Annotated in this window: 18 protein-coding genes, 1 tRNA gene and 4 pseudogenes; 10 read left to right on the top strand and 13 right to left on the bottom strand. The window is 61.1% G+C overall.

The window, feature by feature from the left end; translation table 11 throughout:
- The first annotated feature begins 90 nt into the window (after positions 1 to 90).
- Both E4K64_RS34955 and E4K64_RS34950 read left to right on the top strand, forming a co-directional pair.
- Positions 91 to 840, top strand: a complete 750-nt coding sequence (locus E4K64_RS34955; protein WP_126261735.1) for an electron transfer flavoprotein subunit beta/FixA family protein — start codon at positions 91 to 93, stop codon at positions 838 to 840.
- Entirely contained in the window at positions 837 to 1,763 is a 927-nt protein-coding gene (locus tag E4K64_RS34950; protein ID WP_126261734.1) for an electron transfer flavoprotein subunit alpha/FixB family protein, read from the top strand. Before E4K64_RS34955 ends, E4K64_RS34950 begins: the two co-directional genes overlap by 4 nt.
- A 78-nt stretch (positions 1,764 to 1,841) precedes the next feature.
- Here E4K64_RS34950 and E4K64_RS34945 read toward each other — a convergent pair whose 3' ends face one another.
- Positions 1,842 to 2,780 carry an NAD(P)-dependent oxidoreductase gene (locus E4K64_RS34945; RefSeq protein WP_283810188.1) on the bottom strand — a complete coding sequence of 313 codons (939 nt, stop codon included), beginning with the start codon at positions 2,778 to 2,780 and terminating at the stop codon, positions 1,842 to 1,844.
- A gap of 38 nt (positions 2,781 to 2,818) precedes the next feature.
- Complete coding sequence (locus E4K64_RS34940) at positions 2,819 to 3,664, bottom strand: HpcH/HpaI aldolase/citrate lyase family protein (RefSeq protein WP_126261732.1); 846 nt, start codon at positions 3,662 to 3,664, stop codon at positions 2,819 to 2,821.
- Between the two features lie 224 nt (positions 3,665 to 3,888).
- Between E4K64_RS34940 and E4K64_RS34935 the strand changes: the two genes are divergently transcribed.
- Positions 3,889 to 5,037, top strand: a complete 1,149-nt coding sequence (locus E4K64_RS34935; protein ID WP_126261731.1) for a CaiB/BaiF CoA transferase family protein — start codon at positions 3,889 to 3,891, stop codon at positions 5,035 to 5,037.
- Positions 5,038 to 6,041: 1,004 nt separating this feature from the next.
- A pseudogene (locus E4K64_RS41670) lies at positions 6,042 to 6,293 on the top strand (CoA transferase); the annotation flags it as partial.
- A 149-nt stretch (positions 6,294 to 6,442) separates the two neighbouring features.
- Here E4K64_RS41670 and E4K64_RS34925 read toward each other — a convergent pair.
- The 5 genes and pseudogenes from E4K64_RS34925 to E4K64_RS34905 form a co-directional block, all read right to left on the bottom strand.
- Positions 6,443 to 7,053 (bottom strand): annotated as a pseudogene (locus E4K64_RS34925) (fumarate hydratase); the annotation flags it as partial.
- Between the two features lie 67 nt (positions 7,054 to 7,120).
- Positions 7,121 to 8,713 carry a citrate lyase subunit alpha gene (gene citF, locus E4K64_RS34920; RefSeq protein ID WP_135167356.1) on the bottom strand — a complete coding sequence of 531 codons (1,593 nt, stop codon included), beginning with the start codon at positions 8,711 to 8,713 and terminating at the stop codon, positions 7,121 to 7,123.
- A gap of 354 nt (positions 8,714 to 9,067) precedes the next feature.
- Positions 9,068 to 10,277: pseudogene (locus E4K64_RS34915) on the bottom strand (IS3 family transposase).
- Positions 10,278 to 10,881: 604 nt separating this feature from the next.
- Positions 10,882 to 11,928 (bottom strand): alpha/beta hydrolase fold domain-containing protein, encoded by a 1,047-nt coding sequence (locus tag E4K64_RS34910; RefSeq protein WP_235884883.1) that lies wholly within the window; start codon positions 11,926 to 11,928, stop codon positions 10,882 to 10,884.
- A 13-nt stretch (positions 11,929 to 11,941) separates the two neighbouring features.
- The gene (locus tag E4K64_RS34905) at positions 11,942 to 12,751 is read right to left on the bottom strand and encodes a DJ-1/PfpI family protein (protein ID WP_126261729.1); all 810 of its coding nucleotides are present in this window, start codon (positions 12,749 to 12,751) and stop codon (positions 11,942 to 11,944) included.
- A 424-nt stretch (positions 12,752 to 13,175) separates the two neighbouring features.
- On the opposite strand from E4K64_RS34905, the gene E4K64_RS34900 reads away from it, so the two are divergent.
- Positions 13,176 to 13,697 carry a nuclear transport factor 2 family protein gene (locus E4K64_RS34900; protein ID WP_126261728.1) on the top strand — a complete coding sequence of 174 codons (522 nt, stop codon included), beginning with the start codon at positions 13,176 to 13,178 and terminating at the stop codon, positions 13,695 to 13,697.
- Between the two features lie 37 nt (positions 13,698 to 13,734).
- Positions 13,735 to 14,262: a RidA family protein gene (locus E4K64_RS34895; protein WP_209312009.1), complete on the top strand. Its 528-nt coding sequence runs from the start codon at positions 13,735 to 13,737 to the stop codon at positions 14,260 to 14,262.
- Positions 14,263 to 14,691: 429 nt separating this feature from the next.
- On the opposite strand, the gene E4K64_RS34890 is transcribed toward E4K64_RS34895, so the two are convergent.
- Positions 14,692 to 15,651: a GlxA family transcriptional regulator gene (locus E4K64_RS34890; RefSeq protein ID WP_126262183.1), complete on the bottom strand. Its 960-nt coding sequence runs from the start codon at positions 15,649 to 15,651 to the stop codon at positions 14,692 to 14,694.
- A gap of 140 nt (positions 15,652 to 15,791) precedes the next feature.
- Here E4K64_RS34890 and E4K64_RS34885 point away from each other — a divergent pair, with 140 nt between their 5' ends.
- Positions 15,792 to 16,373, top strand: a complete 582-nt coding sequence (locus tag E4K64_RS34885) for a DUF2867 domain-containing protein (RefSeq protein ID WP_126262184.1) — start codon at positions 15,792 to 15,794, stop codon at positions 16,371 to 16,373.
- Positions 16,374 to 16,405: 32 nt separating this feature from the next.
- Here E4K64_RS34885 and E4K64_RS34880 read toward each other — a convergent pair.
- The 4 genes and pseudogenes from E4K64_RS34880 to E4K64_RS34865 form a co-directional block, all read right to left on the bottom strand.
- Positions 16,406 to 16,841, bottom strand: a pseudogene (locus tag E4K64_RS34880) (TetR/AcrR family transcriptional regulator).
- Positions 16,842 to 17,215: 374 nt separating this feature from the next.
- A tRNA-Val gene (locus E4K64_RS34875) sits at positions 17,216 to 17,290 on the bottom strand.
- Between the two features lie 160 nt (positions 17,291 to 17,450).
- Positions 17,451 to 18,743, bottom strand: coding sequence for a coiled-coil domain-containing protein (locus E4K64_RS34870; RefSeq protein WP_135167355.1), 1,293 nt, complete (start codon positions 18,741 to 18,743; stop codon positions 17,451 to 17,453).
- A gap of 120 nt (positions 18,744 to 18,863) precedes the next feature.
- Positions 18,864 to 19,469 (bottom strand): DUF1134 domain-containing protein, encoded by a 606-nt coding sequence (locus tag E4K64_RS34865; RefSeq protein ID WP_126262186.1) that lies wholly within the window; start codon positions 19,467 to 19,469, stop codon positions 18,864 to 18,866.
- 139 nt (positions 19,470 to 19,608) lie between these two features.
- On the opposite strand from E4K64_RS34865, the gene E4K64_RS34860 reads away from it, so the two are divergent.
- Positions 19,609 to 20,088 carry a YHS domain-containing (seleno)protein gene (locus E4K64_RS34860; protein ID WP_135167354.1) on the top strand — a complete coding sequence of 160 codons (480 nt, stop codon included), beginning with the start codon at positions 19,609 to 19,611 and terminating at the stop codon, positions 20,086 to 20,088.
- Here the strand turns inward: E4K64_RS34860 and E4K64_RS34855 are convergent.
- The gene (locus tag E4K64_RS34855; RefSeq protein WP_167772421.1) at positions 20,082 to 20,906 is read right to left on the bottom strand and encodes a 3'(2'),5'-bisphosphate nucleotidase CysQ family protein; all 825 of its coding nucleotides are present in this window, start codon (positions 20,904 to 20,906) and stop codon (positions 20,082 to 20,084) included. The genes E4K64_RS34860 and E4K64_RS34855 overlap by 7 nt on opposite strands.
- A 203-nt stretch (positions 20,907 to 21,109) precedes the next feature.
- Between E4K64_RS34855 and chpT the strand changes: the two genes are divergently transcribed.
- Both chpT and E4K64_RS34845 read left to right on the top strand, forming a co-directional pair.
- Positions 21,110 to 21,763, top strand: a complete 654-nt coding sequence (chpT, locus tag E4K64_RS34850; RefSeq protein ID WP_167772420.1) for a histidine phosphotransferase ChpT — start codon at positions 21,110 to 21,112, stop codon at positions 21,761 to 21,763.
- 196 nt (positions 21,764 to 21,959) lie between these two features.
- The coding region (locus E4K64_RS34845) for an Hpt domain-containing protein (protein WP_209312008.1) at positions 21,960 to 22,917 on the top strand (958 nt) is incomplete at its 3' end.

The following is a 22,917-nucleotide window of genomic DNA, read 5'->3' as shown; positions in this document are numbered from 1 at the left end:
CGCCAAGTGCATCGAGCGCAGGCGATCGAAAAGTCGTTCCGGCACACATCTCAGTCCAAACTGTCAAAAAAGATCGGGAGAATTCGATCGATGAAGATTCTCGTCGCGGTGAAGCGCGTCGTCGATTTCAATGTCGCAATCCGTGTTAAGGCCGACGGCTCGGGCGTGGACATCGGCAACGCGAAGATGTCGATGAACCCCTTCGATGAGATCGGCGTGGAGGAGGCGGTGCGCCTCAAGGAAGCCGGAAAGGCCACCGAAGTGGTAGTTGTTTCGATCGGCCCTGCCCAGGTCCAGGAGACGCTACGCACGGCGCTGGCTATGGGGGCCGACCGGGCCATTCTGGTCAAGCACGAGGACTATGTGGAGCCGCTCGGCGTGGCCAAGGTGCTCAAGGAAGTCGTTACAGCCGAAAAACCCGACATCGTGATTCTGGGCAAGCAAGCCATTGACGATGACTGCAATCAAACGGGACAAATGCTCGCCGCGTTGCTGGGCTGGCCACAAGGTACGTTCGCCTCGAAGATCGACATAGAGGAGTCGACTTTGACCGTCGTGCGCGAGGCGGATGGCGGCCTGCAGACCGTCAGGCTCAGGATGCCAACTATAGTTACGACGGATCTCCGGCTGAACGAGCCGCGCTATGCATCGTTGCCCAACATCATGAAGGCAAAGAAGAAGCCTTGCGACGAAATGACTCCAGCAGACTACGGCGTAGATGTTAAACCGCGCCTCAAACTGATCAAGACGGAGGAGCCGTCAAAACGGCAGGCAGGCGTGAAGGTGTGTTCGGCGAGCGAGCTCGCAGCAAAGCTCAAGGAAACGGGTGCGATCCGATGACCGTTCTACTCATCGCGGAACATGACAACGCGTCGCTGAAAGAAGCTACTCACAAGGCACTGTCCGCGGCCGCCAAGGTGGGTGGCGATATTCACGTACTCGTGGCGGGCTACCAGGCCGCGGCAGCGGCTGAGCATGCGGCAAAATTGACCGGCGTGACGAGGGTTCTGCATATCGACGCTGCGGAGCTCGAGCGTCCGCTGGCTGAGCCCATGGCGGCGAATATTGTCGCGCTTGCGGCCGATTACGATCACATCGTCGCGCCGGCCACCAATAACGGCAAGAACTACATGCCGCGCGTGGCCGCGATGCTTGATGTGATGCAGGTGTCTGAAGTGTCGGACGTGAAGGCAGCCGACATATTTGTCCGACTGATTTACGCGGGCAACGCCGTCCAGACGGTCCAAGCGACCGACGCGAAGAAGGTGATCACGGTGCGTATCGCCTCGTTTCCGCCGGCAAGCGAGACCGGGAACGCCGTCGTCGGGCGTAAAGAGGCCGTTGCTGACCCGGGCCTGTCCTCCTACGTGGGCGAAACCATCTCTCGATCGGATCTACCTGAACTCACTTCAGCCAAGGTTGTCATCTCGGGGGGACGGGGTATGCAGTCCGGCGAAAATTTCAAGCTGCTCGAAGCCGTGGCGCGGAAGTTGAACGCCGCGGTGGGCGCGTCTCGTGCGGCCGTCGATGCGGGTTTCGTGTCGAATGATTATCAGGTGGGTCAAACCGGCAAAGTGGTGGCACCCGAACTCTACATTGCGGTCGGCATTTCCGGCGCCATACAGCACCTCGCTGGTATGAAGGACTCTAAGATTATCGCGGCGATCAACAATGATCAGGATGCACCCATTTTTCAGGTGGCGGACTTCGGCCTGGTTGCCGATCTATTCGAGGCCTTGCCCCAACTGGAAAAGGCGCTGTGAGGATGCTGGAGTGTTGCGGTGAAGAAGGGACCGACAAGTCCCTTCTTTCAGGCGAGGCGCTGAAAGCCTCGGCATCGATCACGTTATGACATGCTTCTGAAGCAATGTGGCTTGCTGGGGCATGTATGCGTTTCCTTCGCCGCAGCGAACCAAACCATCTAGGGTGTGATAGATGCCAGCGGCGATTAAATGCGAAGCGCCGAGTTCATCAGCCATCTGATTGTAGTAGGAAAAATCCTTGCAAGCATTTGCCACGGTGAAGCGAAGTTGTTCCGTTTGTTCTTTTTGAATGTAAGGAATGAGCCGATCGAGCGCAACGCCGGCGCCGCCACCGCGGCTCAAGCAGTCCACAAGTGCGCCCATTGAGACGCCTCCTTTAGCGGCGCAGGCCACGGCTTCCGTGATCAATGTGACGGTGCCGAGTGACACAAAATTGTGGAGCAGCTTGAGCTGGTGCCCTGACCCGACGCCGCCGGCGTAAAAGATGTTTTCCGCGAACGAAGAAAGTAGAGGGTGCAAGGACTCGACCACAGCGGCGTCCCCACCAACCAGGAGGTTGAGCCGGCCCTCTTCGGCCTCCTTCGGAGTGCGCGTCATTGGAGCGTCGACAAAGTGGCAGCCTTTTGCGGAGACCAACTCCGCCAACCTGATCGTCGAGCTCGGAATTGCTGTCGAGCAGTCGATAACAATTGTACCGGGGCGGAGCGCATCAAGTACGTCGCCGCTCCCGGTCAGGACATCCTCAACTTGAGGAGTGCCCGTAACGCATAGGATGAGAACGTCGGATGTTCTCGTGAGCTCTGACGCTGAAGGCCACCCCACCGCGCCCTTCGCATCGAGATCGTCCGTCGGTTGGTTGCCCGCGTGTCTTAGATAACGGGTCTTCCACCCTCGGAGGATAAGATTTTTGGCAATGCCGTGCCCCATCAGGCCGATCCCGATAATACCTATCTGTTTCTCCATATCTGCTCCTCTCTGGCGGCAACCTCGCCGCAACCTTTCCTCGCGTTCTTTAATTCGCCGGTCGGTCCTGAATGGGCGGGCTCGCGGATGAACTACGATGCCAAGGGGGATCTGCGCACAATGGCGTCGATCCGGCGATGTATTCGGTCGTAGTCCTCAGCAATGCGTCTTGCGGTCTCGACAACCGGTGCATCCACCATCTTCCCGTCGACCCCGTGGGCGCCACGGTTGCCTGCCGCGAGAACCGCGCGGGCATGCTCGAGATCCGCTGCCGGAGGGGCCATGCCGCGCAGCGCCGGCACGACCTGCGCAGGGTGGATCAGCAATTTGCCCCGAAAGCCGAGCTCTCGGGCCAGGGAGGCATCGGACTCAATTCCTGCCTCGTCTCCTATCGAAATTGTCACGCCGTCGAGCGGCGCGGCCGCACGCGAGAGGGCCGAGGCGAACACGAGTTCCGACCGGGCCGCCAGCAGTGCGCGCGCCGAATGAGCGGCTCCGATCGAATTCGCATAGTCGATCGATCCGAACGCCACTCGGGTGCATAGAGGTGCGAGATGGCGGGCGTTGGCGATGCCTGTAGCCGTCTCAACCAGACCTATTGTCAAGCGACCCGGAAGCAAGTCGGCGAGGCGTGAGAGGTCCTCGCATTGCTCCGTTTTGGCGAGCATGACGCCGATCGAGCTCGGCAAATCCTCGAGGAGACGAACATCTTCATCGTGATCCGCCGTTCGAGGTCCGTTCATGCGGATGATGACCTGGCCGGGAAATTCCTGCGTTGGAAGAACGGCGCGCAACGTTCTCCGGGCAGCGGCGCGATCATGTGCCGCAACTGCATCTTCGAGATCAATGACGATCGCGTCGGCGCCGGAAGAAGCCGCCTTGTAGAAGCGTTCAGGCCTCGTGGCGGGAATGAACAAGGCAAGAAATGGATCGCTCATCGTCATGACCACCCAAAGGCGTCGTCGCGGAGGTTCGGGCAGCGTTAAGCATCCGCTTCTGCGACCGCAACACCGAATCGTTGACCTCTGATATTGCGAAAACCAATGACTGAAAGCCGCGGGACTCTCGATAGGGTAAGTCAATAGCACCCATCGGCACAATGCAGTTGCGGAGAAGGCAATTGGGCCACAGTCTTCAGGTACAGGAATGGAGGCAACGCACAATGACGGATCTCTCTAACATCATTGTTGTTGCCGTCGAGCACGCCGTCGCCGCGCCCTATGCATCGGGCAAGCTCGCTGACGCCGGCGCGAGAGTGATCAAGGTCGAGCGGCCGGAGGGAGACTTTGCCCGGGCGTACGATGCACTCGTGAACGGCCAGAGCGCTTATTTCGTCTGGCTCAATCGGGGAAAGGAATCAATCGCTCTGGACCTGAAAGCGACGGAGGATAAGGCGCTGCTCAAGAACATGCTGAGGCGGGCCGATGTCTTCATTCAAAACCTCGGTCCCGGTGTGATCGAATCGCTCGGTTTCAGCTCCGATGAACTCCTGGTGCTCAATCCGCGGCTGATCGTGTGCAATATCAGCGGCTATGGCCGCGAGGGACCAAGAAGCGAGCAGAAGGCCTATGACCTCCTGATTCAGGCAGAAACAGGCCTTTGTGCGGTCAATGGGATCGGCGATGAACCCGCGCGTGTTGGCGTTTCCGTCTGCGACATCGCGGCCGGCATGACCGCCTACCAGGCAATCCTTGAAGGCTTGCTGGGGCGCTCGAGGTCCGGCAAGGGCCGTGTGATCGACGTCTCTCTCTATCACGCGATGGCTGATTGGATGAACGTCCCCTTTCTGCAGCACAAGTACGGGCAGTTTACGCCAATGCGACTTGGGCTAAGGCATCCGTCCATTGTTCCGTACGGGAAGTTTGCGTGCCGCGATGGCAAGGACGTCCTGATATCGGTGCAAAATGAGCGTGAGTGGAAGTCCTTGTGTGCCGATGTCTTCGGAGCGCCGACGCAGGTGCTCGCTCCGGGGTTCGAGAGCAATAAGGTTCGCATCGAGAACCGAGCCCAGGTCGAGGCGTGGTGTGCCGACCAAATCGTAAAGCTTGATTCTGATGAGTGTGTCGCGCGCCTGTCACGCGCGCGCATCGCGTTCGGACATTTTTCCGAACTCAAGGATCTGATCGACCACCCGCAAAACAAGTACGTTACCGTGGCGACCGATGGTGGCGACATCGAACTCCTGGCGCCTGGTAGTTCGGTGCGCGGCGAGTCGAAGTGCTATGGCGGGGTCCCCAGCCTCGATCGCGATGGAAACAGGATAAGAGCCGAGTTTTCGCCGGAGCGCGTCCGGGTCGCAAGCAATGCGTGATGCCAGCAATTCGGGCCACGAGCTCTTTGGACAGTGGGCTCCAGGGACACTCCAAGGTTCCAGTGATACCAGACGGTTGGATAAGCGGATCGTCCTCTTGCCGTCGACGGCATCATTGCTTTCGGCTGGTCCCAGCGTTGCAGGTGGTACAAGGTCTAGGCAGACAAGCTTAGAAGACGCGTTTGTCGAAAGCGGCCTGATTGCGGCGCTAGCCTGCTTATCGTGCTAAGAGCGATTACCGCGCGCCCGTCAACGTGACGTCGACGTGTTTGAAGTGGCCGCGCGCAAATGCAATAAAAAAGCCCGGCGTAGATGTGCCGGGCTCAAGTCAGTGGCACCCAGGAGGATGCACGGGAGAAACGGCGAGAAGATGCCAGCCAAACGGCTCCCGACCAATTATTAAATCGTTCTCGTTGCCATAGTGGTTTGCAATACGTCCTCGCATGAGGTGTGCGTTCGCGTTGATCAACATGATGTCGGGCTATCTCGGAGAATCGAGCCGATGGATGACGATTTTCTCGTCGAGCGCGTGCGTCAGCTTAGGGAGATTGCGGGACGCCGATCCCTTCATTTAAGCGACGACTCCTGCATCTCGCGGGCAACTACGAGCGCAGAATTCTCCGACGCTCCAGCGTCACTGTCCCTCCAAACACGTCAGGAGAACCAAACGCGCGATCGAGAGGCTGACGACCGAATGATCAGGTGCTCCCGTCGGTCGGTGAGTGGCAGCATCGGATGACAGATCCTGGCGTCGTACATCGTCGCAGCACGGGTATGAGGACCGCAGGGCCTTCGGTTTCTGTGTCGGTGATGCCTGCTACCGTGGCTGTCGCGTGAAGACGGCCAAAACTCCGGCCGTTCTCGCAAGCTCGGCCGCTTGATCGGTAAATCTGCATAATTGGCAAGATAAGTCTGATTGTTGCGGTCATGAGCGAGACTAGATTGCGTCACTCCCAGGCCGAGCAGATTTGGGTGGCCGGTTTTGACGAGCCTTGAGGACGGTGATGAACTATCAACTTTTGCAGGGACTTCGCGTCGTGGAGAACTCGGCGTTTATCGCCGCACCTCTCGCCGGTATGACCCTATCGCAGTTCGGCGCAGATGTGATCCGGGTCGATATGCCGGGCGGAGGTATCGATTACGTGCGTCAACCGATGATGCCGCGAGGTCGGAGCCTGTACTGGACCGGCCTCAACAAGGGAAAACGCTCGTTCGTTGTCGACTTTCGCCGTCCAGAGGGACGAGAACTTGTCCAATCACTTGTGGTCGCCACGGGGGGTGGTGGCGGTGTGCTACTGACGAATATGCGACGCCGTGGTTGTCACACGATGTTCTCACACAGCGGAGACCGGATGTCATCACATGTTCGATCGAGGGCAATCCAGACGGATCGACGGCTGTCGACTAGCAAGAGTGACTTCTCGCAGCTTCCTCCGATTCCAACTCCGATGATCCCGGGCGGACACCAGCCGGCTCCCAGCGTCGGTATAGTGTCCAATATCCAGTCAACGACGGAATCGCTTGGATTGAGCGTGACGAACCGCGCCTTGTTCTCCGATCCGCCGCCCTTGGCGCAAAGCGTGATGTCGAGGTGTTCGCCGGGCACAAGTTCGGCATGAACCACCGCCGGCGAATTATCGCGCGTGTCCTACGAGCGAACAGCGGATCGAACACGATCGATGCTCGTAGCGGATTGTTTTGGTCCGTGTAGGCAAGCCTCACGCCCTCGTTGATCAGGTCGGAAAGGCTTCGTGTCGCCGCGAAGCGCGCGTTTATGCCCACTTTCACAAATGCACTTACCAAGCCCGTATCTTGGCACAGGGGCCGCTTTCCGAGAGCGGACATTCGCGAATTTACAAGAATTTGGGCGATCGCATCCTTCGCCGCGGGGCTCTTCTCGGTTTCATAGGCATAGTTCAGGTGACGAATGTAGTCTGGTGGATGGTAGTAGGAAATGTATTGGAGAGCGTCCGCGACGCTACGAATGACATCATCCTCGCTAATGAGCGCGGTCATAATAGATCTTCTCCTCCGGGAGGCCCAAATGCACAGTCGACGAAAATAGCTCGATCAAGGATGTGACCTAACCGCGGTCGGGGCTTTCACCGGATCTCCAGGTCCTCGTCGTCGAGATCGTCGGCACCGCTCTCACGACGTCGATGACGGTGCCATCCCTGTATTCGACCACTGCGACGATCTTGTCGTTCTCGATGGCGCGCGCCGTCACTGGGCCTGCCTTGCGTATCGCTTCTTCCTTCAATCGTTCGATCGAGACCACAGGTATATTCGCGAACTTTAGGCGATCCAGCAGGTCGGTGCGTTGAGGATTGACCGCGACGCCGGATTCGGTGACGACGACATCGATGGTCTCCCCTGGCGTGGTCAACGTTTTGACGCGATCGACTATCTTCGGCACGTTACCGGCGGTCAGTTGCGTGGTTATCAATGTGAGCTTGGCTCCGGCAGCGGTGTCCGCATGTCCTCCCGATCCTCCGAGGATCAGGCCTTGATTTCCCGTTGTTACGTTGACATTGAAGGCGAGATCGACTTCGGCGGCGCCGAGGATGACTGCATCCAGCTGGTTCACGACACATCCGCGATTGTGCGGATTGGCGTACATTGAAGCCGACATGCCTTGATGAGCCGGGCTCCGCCGAAAGGATGCGACGGCTTCGAGGTCGAAGGCCTGTACATCGAGCAATGCACGAAACAGGCCCGCGTCGAACATTTGGACGATCCCACCGGTGATGCCTCCGGAAGCGAAGCTGCCTTGCACCTTGCGGTGAATCATGATGTCTCGGAGAAAGGCCGCCGCGGCAAGCGATACGCCGCCGGCACCCGTCTGAAACGAGAAGCCTTCGTTAAGCAATCCGGATGCCTGGATTATTTTGGCTGCCGTTTCGGCAATCTGCAAACCGGTGGGATTTGTCGTCAGACGCGTGGTCCCCGAGACGATCTGCTCCGGATCGCCGACGGAATCGATGGCGACGACGAAGTCGACGCAGTCTTGTGAAATCTCTATCGGTGTAGCCGGATATGGAACCAGATTGTCCGTAATGGCGACGACGCGATCGGCGTACTGAACGTCGGAAACTGCATAGCCAAGCGGACCGCAGGCGGCCCGGCCGTTGACGCCGTTGAGATTACCGTACGCATCGGCGGTCGGCGCAGCAACGAAGGCTACGTCGATGTGAAGTTCGCCGGATTCGATGCAGCGCGCACGGCCCCCGTGCGTAAACATCAGTACGGGTTTAGCCAGTTCCCCCCTTGAAACCGCATCGGCAAGCGGTCCATAGATGGTACTCGCCGCCAGTCCACTGACAACCCCACGATGGATGTGCTGGACCAGTGGAGCATGGACGGGAAACAGCGCGCTTGCCGCCACCGTAATGTCTCTCAACCCCTTCGCCGCAATTTCGGAAAGTACCAGATTCAGGACGCGATCACCGTTGCGGAGATGGTGGTGGAATGAGATGGTCGCACCATTCCGAAGCTCGCATGCGTCGAGCGCTGCCCTGACGCTTGGCAGTGTTTTTGGAACCCCACGCGTGGCGCTGCGGAGGACGGTCGCGGCGCGCGATATGGGACCGGGCACCCGCAATGCCCCAGCGAAGGGGTTCACGTTGCCGTAGCCTTCTATGGAGCTGGGTAACCCTCGTCCTAGGATGTCCGGCATCTGCGACTTTCCTTCGAGCAGTGCGGAGGTCTGCCATACAGCGTCGTTTGGCTTGAGAACGAGGACTAATAGCCCTGTGCCAAAATCCAGGTGTCATTTGCCATATGTGGTGGGGCGGAGAAATAGCGAATTCGCTTGAAGAGCTAGAGCAAATTCCAATGGCAGCTAGCTCACACTTAGAGGCGGACCGGAGCGGTCAGTGACCGCGCGCTGAAGGCGATCCGGAGGCGATCGTCGTGTATTGCTCAAATGCAAGGGGCGTTCGTGGGAGCCGGACATTTGAGCTCGCATTAAGCGACAGAGCCGCACAATCGATCAAATAAATGCGATTGTATCAAGGTGGAGTTGCCCCCGTCAGACCGGACACTCGGCTGGTTTGAGTGATGCAATGTACTCCCGCGGTGAGCGGTAGCCCAGCCGGGAGTGCGGGTGTTCTGAGTTGTAATCCTCCATCCATTGGTCGATCCGCTGTAGGGCGGTGCTCGCGTCAGGGATCGGGTTCACACGAACATACTCACGCTTGAAGGTCTTGACGAACGCCTCGGCCATGCCGTTGCTCTCGGGGCTTTCGACCGGCGTGAAGCAGGGCTCGAGGTTCAGGGCGGCGGCAATCTCAAGGTTGCGATAGGCGGCGAAGATGGATCCATTGTCGGTCAGCCATTGCACCTTGCGCGGAGCCCGGATGTCGGCGAACCGCTGTTCGACACAGTGGACCATCATGTCCCGGATCATCTCACCGGAGATCCCAGCTGTTGTGGCCACCCAGCTAATGACCTCGCGGTCGTGGCTGTCCAGGGCAAAGGCAACCGCACGATCTCGCCATTTCCAGCAGGTGAATTCCAGCGCGTCCGAACACCAACGCTCGTTGGAGCGGCTTGTCATGATCGTTCCGTCATGGGCCCGCGGGGTGCGGCGCCCTGTATGCCGGGCCAGCAACAAGCCGCTCTTCTTCATCAGTCGGTAGACGCGCTTGGCGTTGACAGGGTCGTGGCCGGCGGATCGCCGCTCGCGCTTGAGGAGCGCGGCGATCCGCCGGTATCCATAGCTTGGGCGGCTATCCACCAGGCGACGGATATCAGACGTGAGCTCCGCATCCCCGGCGCGGGTCTGGGGACCGCGCTTCGGACGCTTGCCACCCGCTCGCTCAATTAGGTTGGAGCGGGCCACCCCGAGGGTCTCTGCGATCCGTTTCACGGGGCATCCTCCGGTGCCTGCGATCGCGACAGCAAGGTCGGTTTTTTTACGCGTGCAAGATCAAGAGCCTCCTTGAGGATCTCGATCTCCATGGTCTTGCGGCCCAGCAGGCGTTCGAGGTCTCGAACCCGTTCCTCCAGCCGCCGGACCTCGGACGCGGCGACCACATTCTCGTCGGCCCGCACCGCTTCCTCAGCCGTCTCCATCGGAAGACCAGGCTCGGGGAGAGCCCATGGCGACGAGCAACATAGCTGATCGACATGCTCGGTTGCAGCGTCTCGTTGACGACCAAGAGCTTCTGCTCCGTCGTAAACCGCCGCCGCCGGGCAACGCCGGTGATGACTTCCACCTTCGAAAACGTGTCGGACATAGGCGTATGCCTAGGACTAGGCCTAGCTCCTCCGGCTAACGCCGGTGTCCGGTCGAAACGGGGGGCAGTTCACCAGGCGAGCTGGCCAGAGGCCGGTAGGTCAGCGACACTTATATCTGAACGAGGCGAAGTTTCGGCGCGCCAATCAAGGGAGCGAGCCGTTGCTGGATCGCGACGAACTTTTCAAGAGGGCGCCACTGGATCGACATCCTTGCGATCCGGCCATCAGTGTCGACGCTCAGATCATCAACGCCAGTGACCTCGGCGTCTCCCGCGCGGATTCGCAACATGATGGCAGCGCGGTTCTCACCCGCGATGATGTCGGTCGCCTCGAACTAGTCGATGCCCGAAAGAAGGACCCTAAGCACGCCCAGAGCCGCCTCCTTACCAACAAAGGGCTCCGTAAAAAATTGGACTCTCCAGCACCACGTGATCGGCGAGATGCTCGCCAAGAGAATCAGGGTTGCGAGCGCGCATTCCTTCGAGAAAAGGAGAAACATGGTCCATCATCATCACAGCAGCTCCATGTTGGGGAATTTCGGTATCATGAAGAAATAGGATCTCGGCTCCCGCCTTGCTTTTGGCGTTAGGATGTTCAGGTCTGCTATTTCGAGAGATGGCCGTCAAAGAATGACGCAATCTCCTCGAACACCTCGCGCGTCTCTGGCATGGTGTCATCGCGAAGATATTGCGCGTGAGACATGGCCTCGAAGATCTGGAGCTGTGCGTCCACACCGGACTGGCGAAGCTTGCGGTGTAGGCGTACCGTGCTGCTCAGCAGTAAATCTCGCGTGCCGCTCGTCAGGATCGCTGGCGGAAGCTCCGCAAGCTTCCCGTAGATAGGTGATAAGAGGGGATCAGCGACATCGTGCCCGTTTGCGTAGAGGCGAGCTGCCGGCTCGCAGAAGCCCTCGCGTGACACCAGAACGTTGTCAATCATCGAGTTGGTGGCGAAGCTGTCGCCGACACCGGTCAGGTCCGCCATCGGAGCGCCAAGCCCGATGGCGCCAGGAAGCGGGATGCCTTGATCTCTAACGCGCAACATTGTTGCAAGTGTGAGTGCAGCTCCGGCTGAGGTGCCGAAAATGGCCATTTGTGAGGAATTGCGAGTCTTGAGCGCCTCTTTCCAGACGGCAACCACATCATCAAGCGCAGCCGGGAAATAAGCGGTCGGTGGCATGCGATAATCGATAGCGATGACGTGATAGTTACCGAAGCCTGCCATCAAAATCGTCTCGACAGCCGCCGCCTCTCCGCCACCAAGAACGTAGCATCCCGCATGAACTTGAAGCAGCAGCCGATTGCGATTTTTCGGCGCTAGGCTGGAAGGCATGACATCGAACACGCGCACGCCGCCCATCACCATCGGTGTCACGGTCACATGCAGGCGCTCCGCCAAGGCCAGCGCCGTCTTGGTGCCGTTCGCCTCACTCGATCGCTGCCGTTCAGCCCAACCCTGTGGAGTGTTGGGCCACTGATTGAAGTCGGCCGGTGGTGGCTTTGCGACCAGCGTTTGAAGCGCGCTGCTGATGTCGGAAGGCGCAGGCAGGGGGCGGGCGGGCGCGACGCGGTCCTGCGCGTTCGCAGTGCCAAAGCAGACAGACAATGCGACCAAACCAGCAGTCCGCACGAATGAGGGCAGCGTCTTCACGAGGGTGCTCCTATCAGCCCTTCACGAGGCCGGCAATTTTTGCGAGTGCCGCATACTGAGTCTTGAAAGCCTCTAGAACCTCAGGCGGTGCGCTCTCGGGGCGGCCTGAGTGGAAGGGCGGGTCAGGCTCGTACTCCATCAGCAACTGGACGACTTGAGCTTGGACGGGGCCGCGCAGCATGGCAGCTACGGTTAAGGCGAAGTCGATGCCGGCCGTTACTCCTCCGCCGCTCATGTAGCGGCCGTCAATGACGACGCGAGCGGGGTCTGGGATGGCCCCATACTGCGGAAGTAAATTGCGCTGCGCCCAGTGACAGGCACTTCGTCGCCCCTTCAGAAGGCCGGCTGCTCCAAGGATGAGCGAACCGTTGCAGATCGAGGTGACGTATTTTGCCCCGTCAGAGAGGCGTCGCAAATCCTGCTGCACATCAGGCGTCATCATCGTCGAGCGATCCGTGCCGCCGGGGACACAGATCAAATCGCAGCCCTGCACGTCTGCGAGCTTCTGGCTTCCGCCGATCGAGACGTGCGTATCCGAGATGATCGTGCCACCCTGCGGACTTGCGATACTAACCCTCACATGTGGAAGGCGGGCAAGTACCTCATTTGCGCCAGCAAAGTCCTGGAGCGTGAATTTCTCGTACAGGACAAACAGGATGTGGAATGGGCTGCCGGCATCGATGGCTTCGGCGGCGATGGCTGCAGGCAGCGGTAAACCGCCGAGGACCGCGGCAGCCCCGGCGAGACCGCCGAGCATGAGCGCGCGGCGCGAAAGATCGGCCGACGCCGAGACGTTTAGCTTTGACTCGATGTCTTCGGCCATGTGCAATGCTCCAGTTGTCACGTCAGCAGCGCCGAATTGCGCTCAAGCATTTTTATCGTGATCAACGCCGGGCCCAAACGACATCGTTCCCTCAATTCACGCCATGGCTCAGGGCCAATTGTGCGGGTACCGCAGCGTGTCCGGAAGTCTTTCGTTCAATTTGGGCGATGTTTTCAGGAGCTGAACTGGTGCTGCATTCGGCTACTCGAGGAGGTCGTCAGTTCTCCAAAGAGCCTCGCAGCGCAGATCCCTCAACAAATTTGCTTATCCATGCTCGTCCATGTGGCAACCAGGACAACCTCTCACATCGGGTGGAAGCCGCTCTAGCGGCCAGGAATGAGGGATCTACGTCGTTTTTCGGCGGTAGCGACCTTGATAGGTTGGCTGCAAGTACTAGCGCTTTCGGTGACTATTAAGGCAAATCATGACCGGAGAAACGCCGGGAGACTTGGCGCACATTGAGGATATCAAGCGCCTCAAGTCTCGCTACTGCCGCTTCATAGACGGCAAGCAGTGGGGCCGCTTGAAAGAGCTGTTCACCCCCGAACTGCAACTTGAAGGCTTCACGATTGTTGGCGGTAACGGTGCAACTTTTGTCGATGATCTGGCTCGGCGACTCGAAGCCTCAATGACCGCCCACCATTGCCACACCCCTGAGATCAGATTGACCGGACCCCACACTGCCGAAGGCGTGTGGGCGATGATGGATTTGGTTGAGTGGCCCCATCCAGTGGACCTCAAGAACTTCTCCGGTGCGACGGGATTTTACGGGACCGGGTTCTATGAAGAGCGCTATCGCTGGGACAACGGCCAGTGGCGGATCGCATTCATGCGCCTGACGCGAACCCGATTCGAACCTCTGATCCATGGCGCGCGGCCACCGGGCTTCGACGTATTTGCCGGTCTTCGCGGCTTCACGCCACCTTCGTCCGATTGGATGCGCTGATGCGCGATGCTTGATACTCACGATATAGAGAGGACCGATGATCGAACCGCTTAACAGACGCTCCGTGATGACGCTCACCGGTGCTGCCGCCGGCATCGTCGCAATCGCTCCGCCACGCGCAAAGGCGCAGGATACCAAGAAGATTGCCGCAATGAGAAAAACAGTTCTTGAGATTCCAGTAGACAACCCAACCTTCGCAGCCAGTATCGGATCATACGACAAATTTGGCTACTCGCCCGCCGTTCGGGCCGGCGGGCTGCTCTTTATCGCCGGTCAAATCGGGCGCAGGCCCGATGGAAAGATCGGTGACACCGTCGCTGAGCAAACGGAACTGGCGTTGCAACGAACAGCCGAGATTTTGCGCCTTGAGGGTCTGGATATGACCGACTTGGTCGAGGTCGTTAGCTACCATGTCGATATCCAGCATAATCTCGAAGCCTTCATGGCGGCGAAAGAACGCTATGCCGTAAAGCCGTACCCCGCGTGGTCGATCATTGGCATTGATGCGCTAACCTCGCCCGATTTCAAGATCGAGATCCGGAGCATCGCCGCTTTGCGAAGCTAAGGACGAATCGGCGTATCGACCGACGTGTTTCTGTCAAAAAACATCACGCTAGATACTCGCTTAATTGACGGCGCGCTCCGGTGCTAATTCAGGTGGCGGGACTCATGAACTGCTAGGGTGCCCGAATCTGGTTTACGAATGCCATCAATGCAGGCGTACGAACTGCTGCTTCCGATAGTACGCGAAGTATCCAGGATATCGCGGCGGCCAATCCTCGAATAGGGGATTAGTTGTTCTGCCTCTATATGCGGAAGCATAAGGTGGTCGACCCACATAGCAATGCCTATCGCTATCCGGATCCGTAACAGATCAAATTCGAAGGACGCATCTTCCTGCCAAAGGCGGGTTGGACCCGGATGGTGGTCCACCGGGCCGATCCTGGGCAAGGTCAAGATGTGACGATCTCCAGCGTTGCCGAAGCTCAGCCATTTAGGGCCGAGAGTAGTCACTTGCCGGTCTGCCGATCGAGGCGGCGGACCGCCTGGGAGGCATGCCGTAATGTTTTACAAAGGCTCGCCGCATGCGCTCGGGGTCGGTGAAACCGACCGCTTGCGCGATCGCCTCGATCGGCTCAGATCCGGCCTGTAATCGTGCGCGGGCCGCTTCGAGCCGAAGTCGTTCGACAGCCCTCGTTGGCGTCTCACCCGTTTCGCGCCGAAATGCGCGGCCGAATTGACGAAGGCTGAGACGCGCAGCTTCCGCAAGGCGTTCGATAGGTAACGGCTCCTGCAGACGATCGCGTGCGAAAGCCAATGCGATCCTTATGCGATCGGACTCCGGTTCCATCTGAGAGATCGGGGAATATTGCGATTGTCCGCCGGCGCGTCGATGATAGACGACAAGTTCGCGCGCTACTTTGCGCGCTAGTTCGACGCCGTGGTCAGCCTCGATCAGCGCCAAAGCAAGGTCGATGCCTGCCGTGACGCCTGCCGATGTCCAGATAGCGCGATCGGCGATAAAGATCTTGTCGGCATCGACCTCCACCGCTGGATACCTCCGTTGCAACTGGTGCGCCATCCGCCAATGCGTGGTGGCGCGTTTTCCATCGAGCAGTCCTGCCTCGGCCAGCAGAAATGCACCAGTGCAGACGCTCGCGATCCTGGATGTCCGCACGGCAAGCCGCGCCACCGCCTGCACTTCGCCCGGTTTAAGCATCGGGGCGATGTCGCCGCCGGAAATGACAAGCGTGTTCACATTGGCGTCACCGGCCGCCATGGTGGTCACCGGAACGCCACCGCTGCTCGGGACGAGTCCACCGGCGCGCGATAGGACCTCAAGCCTGTAAAGCGGCCGCCCGGCGACCTTGGCCACGGTCTCGAAGGCAGCGAACGGGCCAGCAAGGTCGAGGATCTGATGGCCTGGGTAAACGAAAAATCCGACGATGTGCATCGCTGGCGCATTCTAAGGGATCCAAGTCCTTTGCGCCATACGCTCCTGCCGACATAATCCGTGTGAACCGGGGAGGCCACCCATGACCATTCTGATCCCGCATTATGAGGGGGCTCGGAGCCCAGCGTCGGTGCCCGAGCATGCGTAGGTGTCCCAAGATCGAGCCGGCCGACTTGCCGTCGGTCTCGCGGCTGAGCTCGTCCTATGGCCGAGGCGATTTTGCCGATGCGTTTTCGGCGGACTTGCCAGAAACGGCCTCTGGGGACGTAGAGGCGCTCGCACGACATGTCTTCGAACAGCAACCTGAGTGGATCGCGATGCTGATGAGCATCCGAGACATTCTAGTGCGGCCTTTCGGCCTCAAAAGAGCAGCCGATCTGCAGTCCAGCGGAGGCGACCGCATCAGCATCTTTCGTGTCTTCGATCGAGACCAGGACGAGATCATCCTGGGAGAAGACGACTGGCATCTCGATTTCCGTGTGTCGGTCCTCTTGCAACCGACATCCGAGGGCCGGCCCCGTCGACTGATCGTAACGACGCTCGTCTTCTACAATCGTCTGCTGGGCCGGGCTTACATCGCGCTTATCGCGCCCTTCCATCGCTTGGTCGTACGATCGTCGCTCGATCAAGCGCAGAAGCGCGGATGGCCGAGTGATAGCGGCCGTGCCGCTCAGCCGCCTCCCGCGACGGGCCCAGCCAACGCCAGCAACGCATCGGATTGAACGCTAACAGGGACCGAGCGACGGTCATGCTTCTATGCCGGCAGGAGCCCTGTGGCCCGGTAGCTTTCGATCAACGCGTCAAACAATGATATGTCAGAGCGGCTTCTCGCCATGAGCTGAGCTCCGGCGACTGCCGCAAAGATCGCACGTGCCCGCGCCTGGCTGTTATCTGGGCGCGCCACGTCGGCGGCGACAACCGCCTTGCTGATCCAGGCCACGTTGACGTCGGAGAAGGTCTGAACCTCTGCCGTCACCTCATCCGGAAGATCATCATATTCGGCCGACATGAAGCTGCAAAGGCAAAGCCGATTGTTGCTCTCAAGCGATCTCCGGAAGATTTTTCGGATACTCCCGTAGTGCACTGATCGGATCCGCCGCGTCTCTGAGTAAGCTTTCGAGCTCGCTTTCGGTATCTTCCCAGTAGCGCCGAGCAACCGCTGCACCCAAGCTCGCGCTGCCTTCATCAATGTGCTGTTGCCTTTCTTTTTAGGAGCGCGAGCACGAGCCCTGCCAGCGCCCCATGCCCGCGCGCTTCTCGGGCATATAGCACCAGCGATCACAGTTGCTGCAGCCGACATGCTTCCTGCAGTGCGCGGTTCTGAGCCGGTCTCGAATCTCAGCGGGAACCGGCAGTCTTGCCTGCCAAGTCTTGACGTCGTGATGGTCGATGCGGCCAACCATATTGTCGGAGCGGACCAGAGCGGGCTCTCTTGATTGGTGCCGGTGAGGGTTAGCCCCGGCGGAGCGATTTGTCCCGCGCGTGTGCCCCTGTTGTGCCCCAGGTTTTTGGGGGCACACCTCAAGGGAACAGGGTCGCTAAGCTACTGCGGGAAAGGGCTAAATGGTGGGCGCACAAGGGATCGAACCTTGGACCTCTCCCGTGTGAAGGGAACGCTCTCCCGCTGAGCTATGCGCCCGGGACCATCATGCAGACGGCCGGACCTTGTCGGCCGGCCGGCGCATCGGAGCCCGCGATTTAGAAGTGCGGGCTTGAGGTGTCAAGTTTCCAGGTGCCGCGGAGGACGGAAACCTTGCCTCGGCCACGCAATTCGCGACGGAGGGACGGTTTTGGGAGGCTTAGGCGCCCTGCTGGCGGGCCCGGGAGGCGTGGGCCTGCAGCGCCCGGATCCGCTCGGCCAGCGTTCCGCCGCCCTCGGGCAGGCTCGGCGCGCCGTTGGTCGCGGCGTCGTTGGCCGGGCGCGGCGCCGGCTTCGGCGGCTGGCCGGCCTCGGCCGCCAGCAGCGCCTCGATCGGCGAGTTCGGACCTTCGAGCTGCATCGCGAGCTTGGCCACCTCGGCGGCGATGTCGTTGATGCGCTCGCGCAACAGCGCGTTCTCCATGCGCTCGGTCGCCCAGGAGCTCTCCGCCTGCTGCTGGATCGCGTTGACGTCGCGCTGAAGCTTTGCGCGCTCGTCGCGTGCGGTGCGCAGCTGCTCCTCCAGCGCGGCCTTTTCGGCGCGCAGCGACTCCATTGCAGCCGACGACTTGCCGCCGCTCAAGGCGGCGATCTCGACGCGCAGCTCCTTGATGGTGCGCTCGTTGCTCTCATTGGCCTGGCGGAGCTGATTGTTCTCGTAGTCGCGCTCGGCGAGCAGCTTGCCCTGCGTGGCGAGGCGGCCTTCGAGGTCGGCGACGCGCCCGGACAGCATCTCGGCTTCCTTGACCTGCAACAGCAGCTGGCGATCGAGCTCGGTGACGCGCTGGCTGAGATTCTCGACCCGGCCACGCGCCTCGCTGAGCTCGCGCGAGGCGGTCTCGGATTCGGTGCGCTCCTGCGCGAGGCGCGCCTGGGTGGCGGCAAATTCCTTCTCGGCGTCGCCGACCCGGTTCTTCAATTCCTCGATCTGCGCGCGCACGGCGAGCAGCTCGACCTGGCGGCTCTCCGCCATCATCGAGCGATCGGACAGCTCGGCATTGATCTTGGCGAGCTCGGCCTGCTTGTCGGCCAGCGCGATCTCGGCTTCGCGCAAGGCCTGGGTCTTGGTGTTGAATTCCTCTTCGGTGGCGCGGAGCTGCTCCTTCACCGCCTTCTCGCGCGCCTCGAGGGCGAAGATCGTGGCGTTCTTCTCGCCGAGCTCGATCTTCATGCGGTTGATGGCGTCGCTCTTCTTGCCGAGCTCGGCGAGCTGGCTCGTGGTCTTGTTCTTGAGCTGGTCGACGCTCATCTCGAGCCGCCGCGCCGACATGGCGAATTCGGCGCGGAGCTGGTCCTTGTCGGCCTGGATCTCCGCCATCGACAGCGGCGTGGCGGCCTCGAGCCGGCGCGTGGTCAGGCGCACGGCGCGGTTATGCACCAGCGGCACGATGGCGAGCCCGCACAGCATCGAAAGCAGGAAACCGATCGCCAGGTACATGATCGGCTCGACCATGGGGCAGAACTCCCGGAGCTAAGGAAAAATTTACCAACGACCATGCCATGGGGCGCCGGCAGAAAGCCAGCCCCGGCCTATCGTTAACCTTGATCCGTATCCGGATGGGAGCAGAGGAGTCTAGAACGGGTTCCAGGTCGCCCGCGGGGTGTATTTGAGATAGCCGATATTGGCGCCCAGCCGCAGGCCGAGCCCGGAGCGGATCGGCACCAGCACGATGTTGTTGGCGGTGAGCGCCGTCATGCCGAAGCCGCCGATGATATAGGCCGAGCCGTCGAGGCCGGCGAAGCGCTGGTAGATCGCGTTGGTGGCGGGCAGGTTGTAGACCAGCGTCATGGTGCGTGCGCCGTCGCCGCCCCAGTCGAAGCCGAGCGAGGGGCCCTGCCAGTACACGCGCAGATCCCCGGCGTTCTTGGTATAGAGCGTGCCTTCGCCGTAGCGCAGACCGGCGACGAAGGCGCCGGAACCTTCCTCACCCAGGATGTAGCCGTTGGGCAGGCCCCATTGGCTGACCGCCTTCTCGATGATCGAGGCGAGCCCGCGCGAGACGTTGCCAAAGAAGCGGTGGCCGGCGGTGACGAGCTCGTCCGGCCCGTAGGTAGTGGGCGTCGGGGTCCGCTGCGGCGGCGGCAGGTCCGGCGGCGGCGCCGTCTGGGCCGAGGCCGGCACGATCCAGCCGACCATCGCGGCAAGCGCGAGCGCAGCAAGGCGTGATGCGAAAGTCATGAAAGAACCCCTGGTACCGAATCCGGTCGCTTCCTTAACCTGACGCCAACAGGCACGGCTCTAGATTGCACCGGATGTCCCCTCGACTCGGATGTTATCCGCAGCAACTATGACGGCACAACGGCAGGAAGATAGCCCTTTGCGCCCCGGAATCGCCTTGATCGGGCTCCTCGTCTGCCTGCTGTCGGGCATAGGGGGCGCGGGGTTGCCGGCCGAGGCCGCCACCACCGAGCGCGTCGTCGTCAACCGCTTCACTGGCATCGCCATCGAAGGGTACGACCCCGTCGCCTATTTCGTCGAGGGCCGGGCGGTGCGGGGCACGGCGGAGTTCGAGGCGAACCTGTGGGGCGCGGTCTGGCGCTTCCGCAACGAGGGCAACCGCGCCTCCTTCCTGGCCCATCCCGAAATCTATGGGCCGCAATTCGGCGGCTACGATCCCGCCGATATCGCCCGCGGCGTCACCGTCGCCGGCAATCCCCGTTTCTTCGCGATCGCGGCGCAGCGGCTCTATTTGTTCAGCCGGGAAGCCAATCGTGACGCCTTCGCCGCCAATCCAGAACGGTTCCTCTATGAGGTCGGCAAGCGCTGGCCAGCGCTTCTGGAACAGCTCGGTCAGTAGCGGCCTACCGCCTGCGGATCGCCCCAGGCGATGAATTCCGGGATGATGAAGCCGCTCGCCTGCCACGCACCGAAGCGGAGCTCGCCGCCCTTGCCGTCGGTCACCCTGCCGCCGGCCGCGGTCACGACCGCAGCGCCGGCCCCGACGTCCCATTCACAGGTCGGCCCGAAGCGGGGGTAGATGTCCGCGCTGCCTTCCGCGATCCGGCCGAATTTCACGGCCGAGCCGCAGGTCTTTCTTACGGCGTTGGGCCTGTCATCGATGAACGCCTCGCTCCTGGGATCGCCATGCGAGCGGCTTACCGCTGCGATCCAGGGCTCGCCCCGCGCCGGCAGCTTGCGGGTGTGGATCGGCTCGGCCGTGCCGATGGTAGCGCCGTCAAGCCTCAGGCGCTCGGCGCCGCGGCCGACGATGCCGCGCCAGAGCACGCCGAGCGCGGGCGCGCTGACGATGCCCAGCAGCGGCACGCCTGATGTCACCAGGGCGAGGTTGACGGTGAATTCGTCGCGACCGGCGATGAACTCCTTGGTGCCGTCGAGCGGATCGATCAGGAAGAAGCTGCCCTCAAACGGCGGGGAGGCGGACTGGGCCCGCTCTTCCGAGAGCGTCGGGATGTCGGCTGCGAGCCGTGCCAGGCCCTCCGCGATGATGCGGTCGGCGGCGAGGTCGGCCTCGGTCACGGGCGAGCCATCCTGCTTGCCGTCGACCTGCATTGCCGCGCGGTTGACGGACAGGATCGCCTCGCCCGCCTTCACGACCAGCGCCGTCAAGGGCTCCATCAGCCCGGAGGCGGCCGCGCCGTCGATGATCCGCCTCACCTGGATGCCTCAATCATCGGCAATTCGTTCCTTCTCGACTGATTCGCCCCGATCGATTCGATTGGGCTTATGACCGCCTCGACGTGATCGCAAGCTAGCTGCCGCGGGCTGGCGAATGTTAGAACCCGCAGCATCCGTCAAGCATGCGTGATTCGCGGCGTCCAGCGCCGTGCAATTCCAGGAACCCTCCAGGACCCCTTTATATGTCTGACGCCTCGTCGCCCGCGACCGCTACTGCTCCCGATATGCTCGAACTCGCCGCGCTTTTGTGCTCGCGGGTCTGCCACGACCTCATCAGCCCGGTCGGCGCCATCGTCAACGGGCTCGAAGTGCTCGACGACGATCCCAAGCCCGAAGACCGCGAGTTCGCGCTCGACCTGATCCGCAAGAGCGCCAAGACCGCCTCCGCCCGGCTCCAGTTCTGCCGTCTTGCCTTCGGCGCGGCCGGCTCCTCCGGCGCGCAGATCGATCTCGGCGATGCCCAGACCATGGCGAAAGGCCACATCGAGGACGGCAAGTGCTCGATCACCTGGAATCTGCCGCGGCTCCTCCTGCCGAAGAACCGCGTCAAGCTGCTGCTCAACATGCTGGTCGTCGCCCAGCATACGATCCCGCGCGGCGGCATGCTGACGGTCGACCCGATCGGCGAGGGCGAGACGATGAGCTTTCGCATCACCGCGACCGGTCATAACGCGCGTCTGCCGCAGAACATCTCCGAACTGCTGAGCGGCGAGCGCGGGCCGGCCGCGGATGCGCACGCGATCCAGCCTTATTATACGCGGCTGCTGGCGCAGGCCTGCGGGCTCACCGTGAAGCTTGCGCTGGAAGGCGAAGCCATCACCGTTACCGCTTCGTAAACAGCGCGTCGCGCCCGGCCTCTTAAGCAAATCTTTACGAGGCGCTTCGGCTTGTCCGGAGCGCCTTATCTCTTTGTTGATTCCGTTCTTTTGCACATACTCAACCAATATTAAACGCTTTGCGGTGAAGCTGGCACCATTCCGAGATGGCGCATCACACCTCGTGCGCGCCCTTCCTGTATGAAGGCCTGTTTTCATGGATGATCTGTTGCGGGAGTTTCTGACGGAGACCAGCGAGAGCCTGGACACCGTGGACAATCAATTGGTGAAGTTCGAGCAGGAGCCGAACAACGCCAAGATCCTGGATAACATCTTCCGCCTGGTCCACACCATCAAGGGCACCTGCGGCTTCCTCGGCCTGCCCCGGCTGGAAGCGCTGGCCCATGCCGGCGAGACCTTGATGGGCAAATTCCGTGACGGCATGCCGGTGACGGCCGAAGCCGTGACGGTGATCCTGTCCTCGATCGACCGCATCAAGGAAATCCTCGCCGGCCTCGAAGCCACCGAGGCCGAGCCCGAGGGCAACGACCGCGACCTCATCGACAAGCTGGAAGCGATGGTCGAGCAGGGCATGGCGGCGATGGCTGCAGGTTCTGCTCCCGTCACTGAGGCTCCGCCGCTGGTGCCGGAAGCCCCGGTCGCCGCGCCCGCCAAGGAGATGGCCACCGGCTCGCTGGTCGACCAGACCCTGGAGCGTCCGTTGCGTCCGGGCGAAGTCTCGCTCGACGAGCTCGAGCGCGCCTTCCGCGAGACCGCGATCGAAGCGCCGGTGCCCGTTGCCAAGGCCGAGGTCGCACCCGCGCCGGCGGCTGAAGCGCCTGCGGCCAAGGAAGTCGCCAAGGACGCTGCCAAGGAAGCGAAGCCTGCCGCCAAGGAGAAGGCCGCGCCGAAGAAGTCGATGGCCGACGAGAGTGCCGGCGAAGGCGACCGCATCGCCAACCAGTCGATCCGCGTCAACGTGGATACGCTGGAGCACCTGATGACCATGGTCTCCGAGCTGGTCTTGACCCGCAACCAGCTCCTGGAGATCTCCCGCCGCAACGAGGACACCGAGTTCAAGGTGCCGTTGCAGCGCCTGTCCAACGTCACCGCCGAGCTGCAGGAAGGCGTCATGAAGACGCGCATGCAGCCGATCGGCAATGCCTGGCAGAAGC

The organism is Bradyrhizobium frederickii (assembly GCF_004570865.1).
Lineage (GTDB): Bacteria > Pseudomonadota > Alphaproteobacteria > Rhizobiales > Xanthobacteraceae > Bradyrhizobium > Bradyrhizobium frederickii.
The sequence above is the reverse complement of the archived record's forward strand: the minus strand, read 5'-3'. Positions and strand labels throughout refer to the sequence as shown.

Coding starts and splice junctions, on each gene's coding strand:
- E4K64_RS34890 (WP_126262183.1), bottom strand. CDS start 15,651: ATGCACATCGTCGGATTTTTCGTTTACCCAGGCCATCAGATCCTCGAC.
- E4K64_RS34885 (WP_126262184.1), top strand. CDS start 15,792: ATGCGTAGGTGTCCCAAGATCGAGCCGGCCGACTTGCCGTCGGTCTCG.
- E4K64_RS34895 (WP_209312009.1), top strand. CDS start 13,735: ATGATCGAACCGCTTAACAGACGCTCCGTGATGACGCTCACCGGTGCT.
- E4K64_RS34870 (WP_135167355.1), bottom strand. CDS start 18,743: ATGGTCGAGCCGATCATGTACCTGGCGATCGGTTTCCTGCTTTCGATG.
- citF (WP_135167356.1), bottom strand. CDS start 8,713: ATGCCGGACATCCTAGGACGAGGGTTACCCAGCTCCATAGAAGGCTAC.
- E4K64_RS34905 (WP_126261729.1), bottom strand. CDS start 12,751: ATGGCCGAAGACATCGAGTCAAAGCTAAACGTCTCGGCGTCGGCCGAT.
- chpT (WP_167772420.1), top strand. CDS start 21,110: ATGTCTGACGCCTCGTCGCCCGCGACCGCTACTGCTCCCGATATGCTC.
- E4K64_RS34940 (WP_126261732.1), bottom strand. CDS start 3,664: ATGAGCGATCCATTTCTTGCCTTGTTCATTCCCGCCACGAGGCCTGAA.
- E4K64_RS34900 (WP_126261728.1), top strand. CDS start 13,176: ATGACCGGAGAAACGCCGGGAGACTTGGCGCACATTGAGGATATCAAG.
- E4K64_RS34950 (WP_126261734.1), top strand. CDS start 837: ATGACCGTTCTACTCATCGCGGAACATGACAACGCGTCGCTGAAAGAA.
- E4K64_RS34935 (WP_126261731.1), top strand. CDS start 3,889: ATGACGGATCTCTCTAACATCATTGTTGTTGCCGTCGAGCACGCCGTC.
- E4K64_RS34865 (WP_126262186.1), bottom strand. CDS start 19,469: ATGACTTTCGCATCACGCCTTGCTGCGCTCGCGCTTGCCGCGATGGTC.
- E4K64_RS34955 (WP_126261735.1), top strand. CDS start 91: ATGAAGATTCTCGTCGCGGTGAAGCGCGTCGTCGATTTCAATGTCGCA.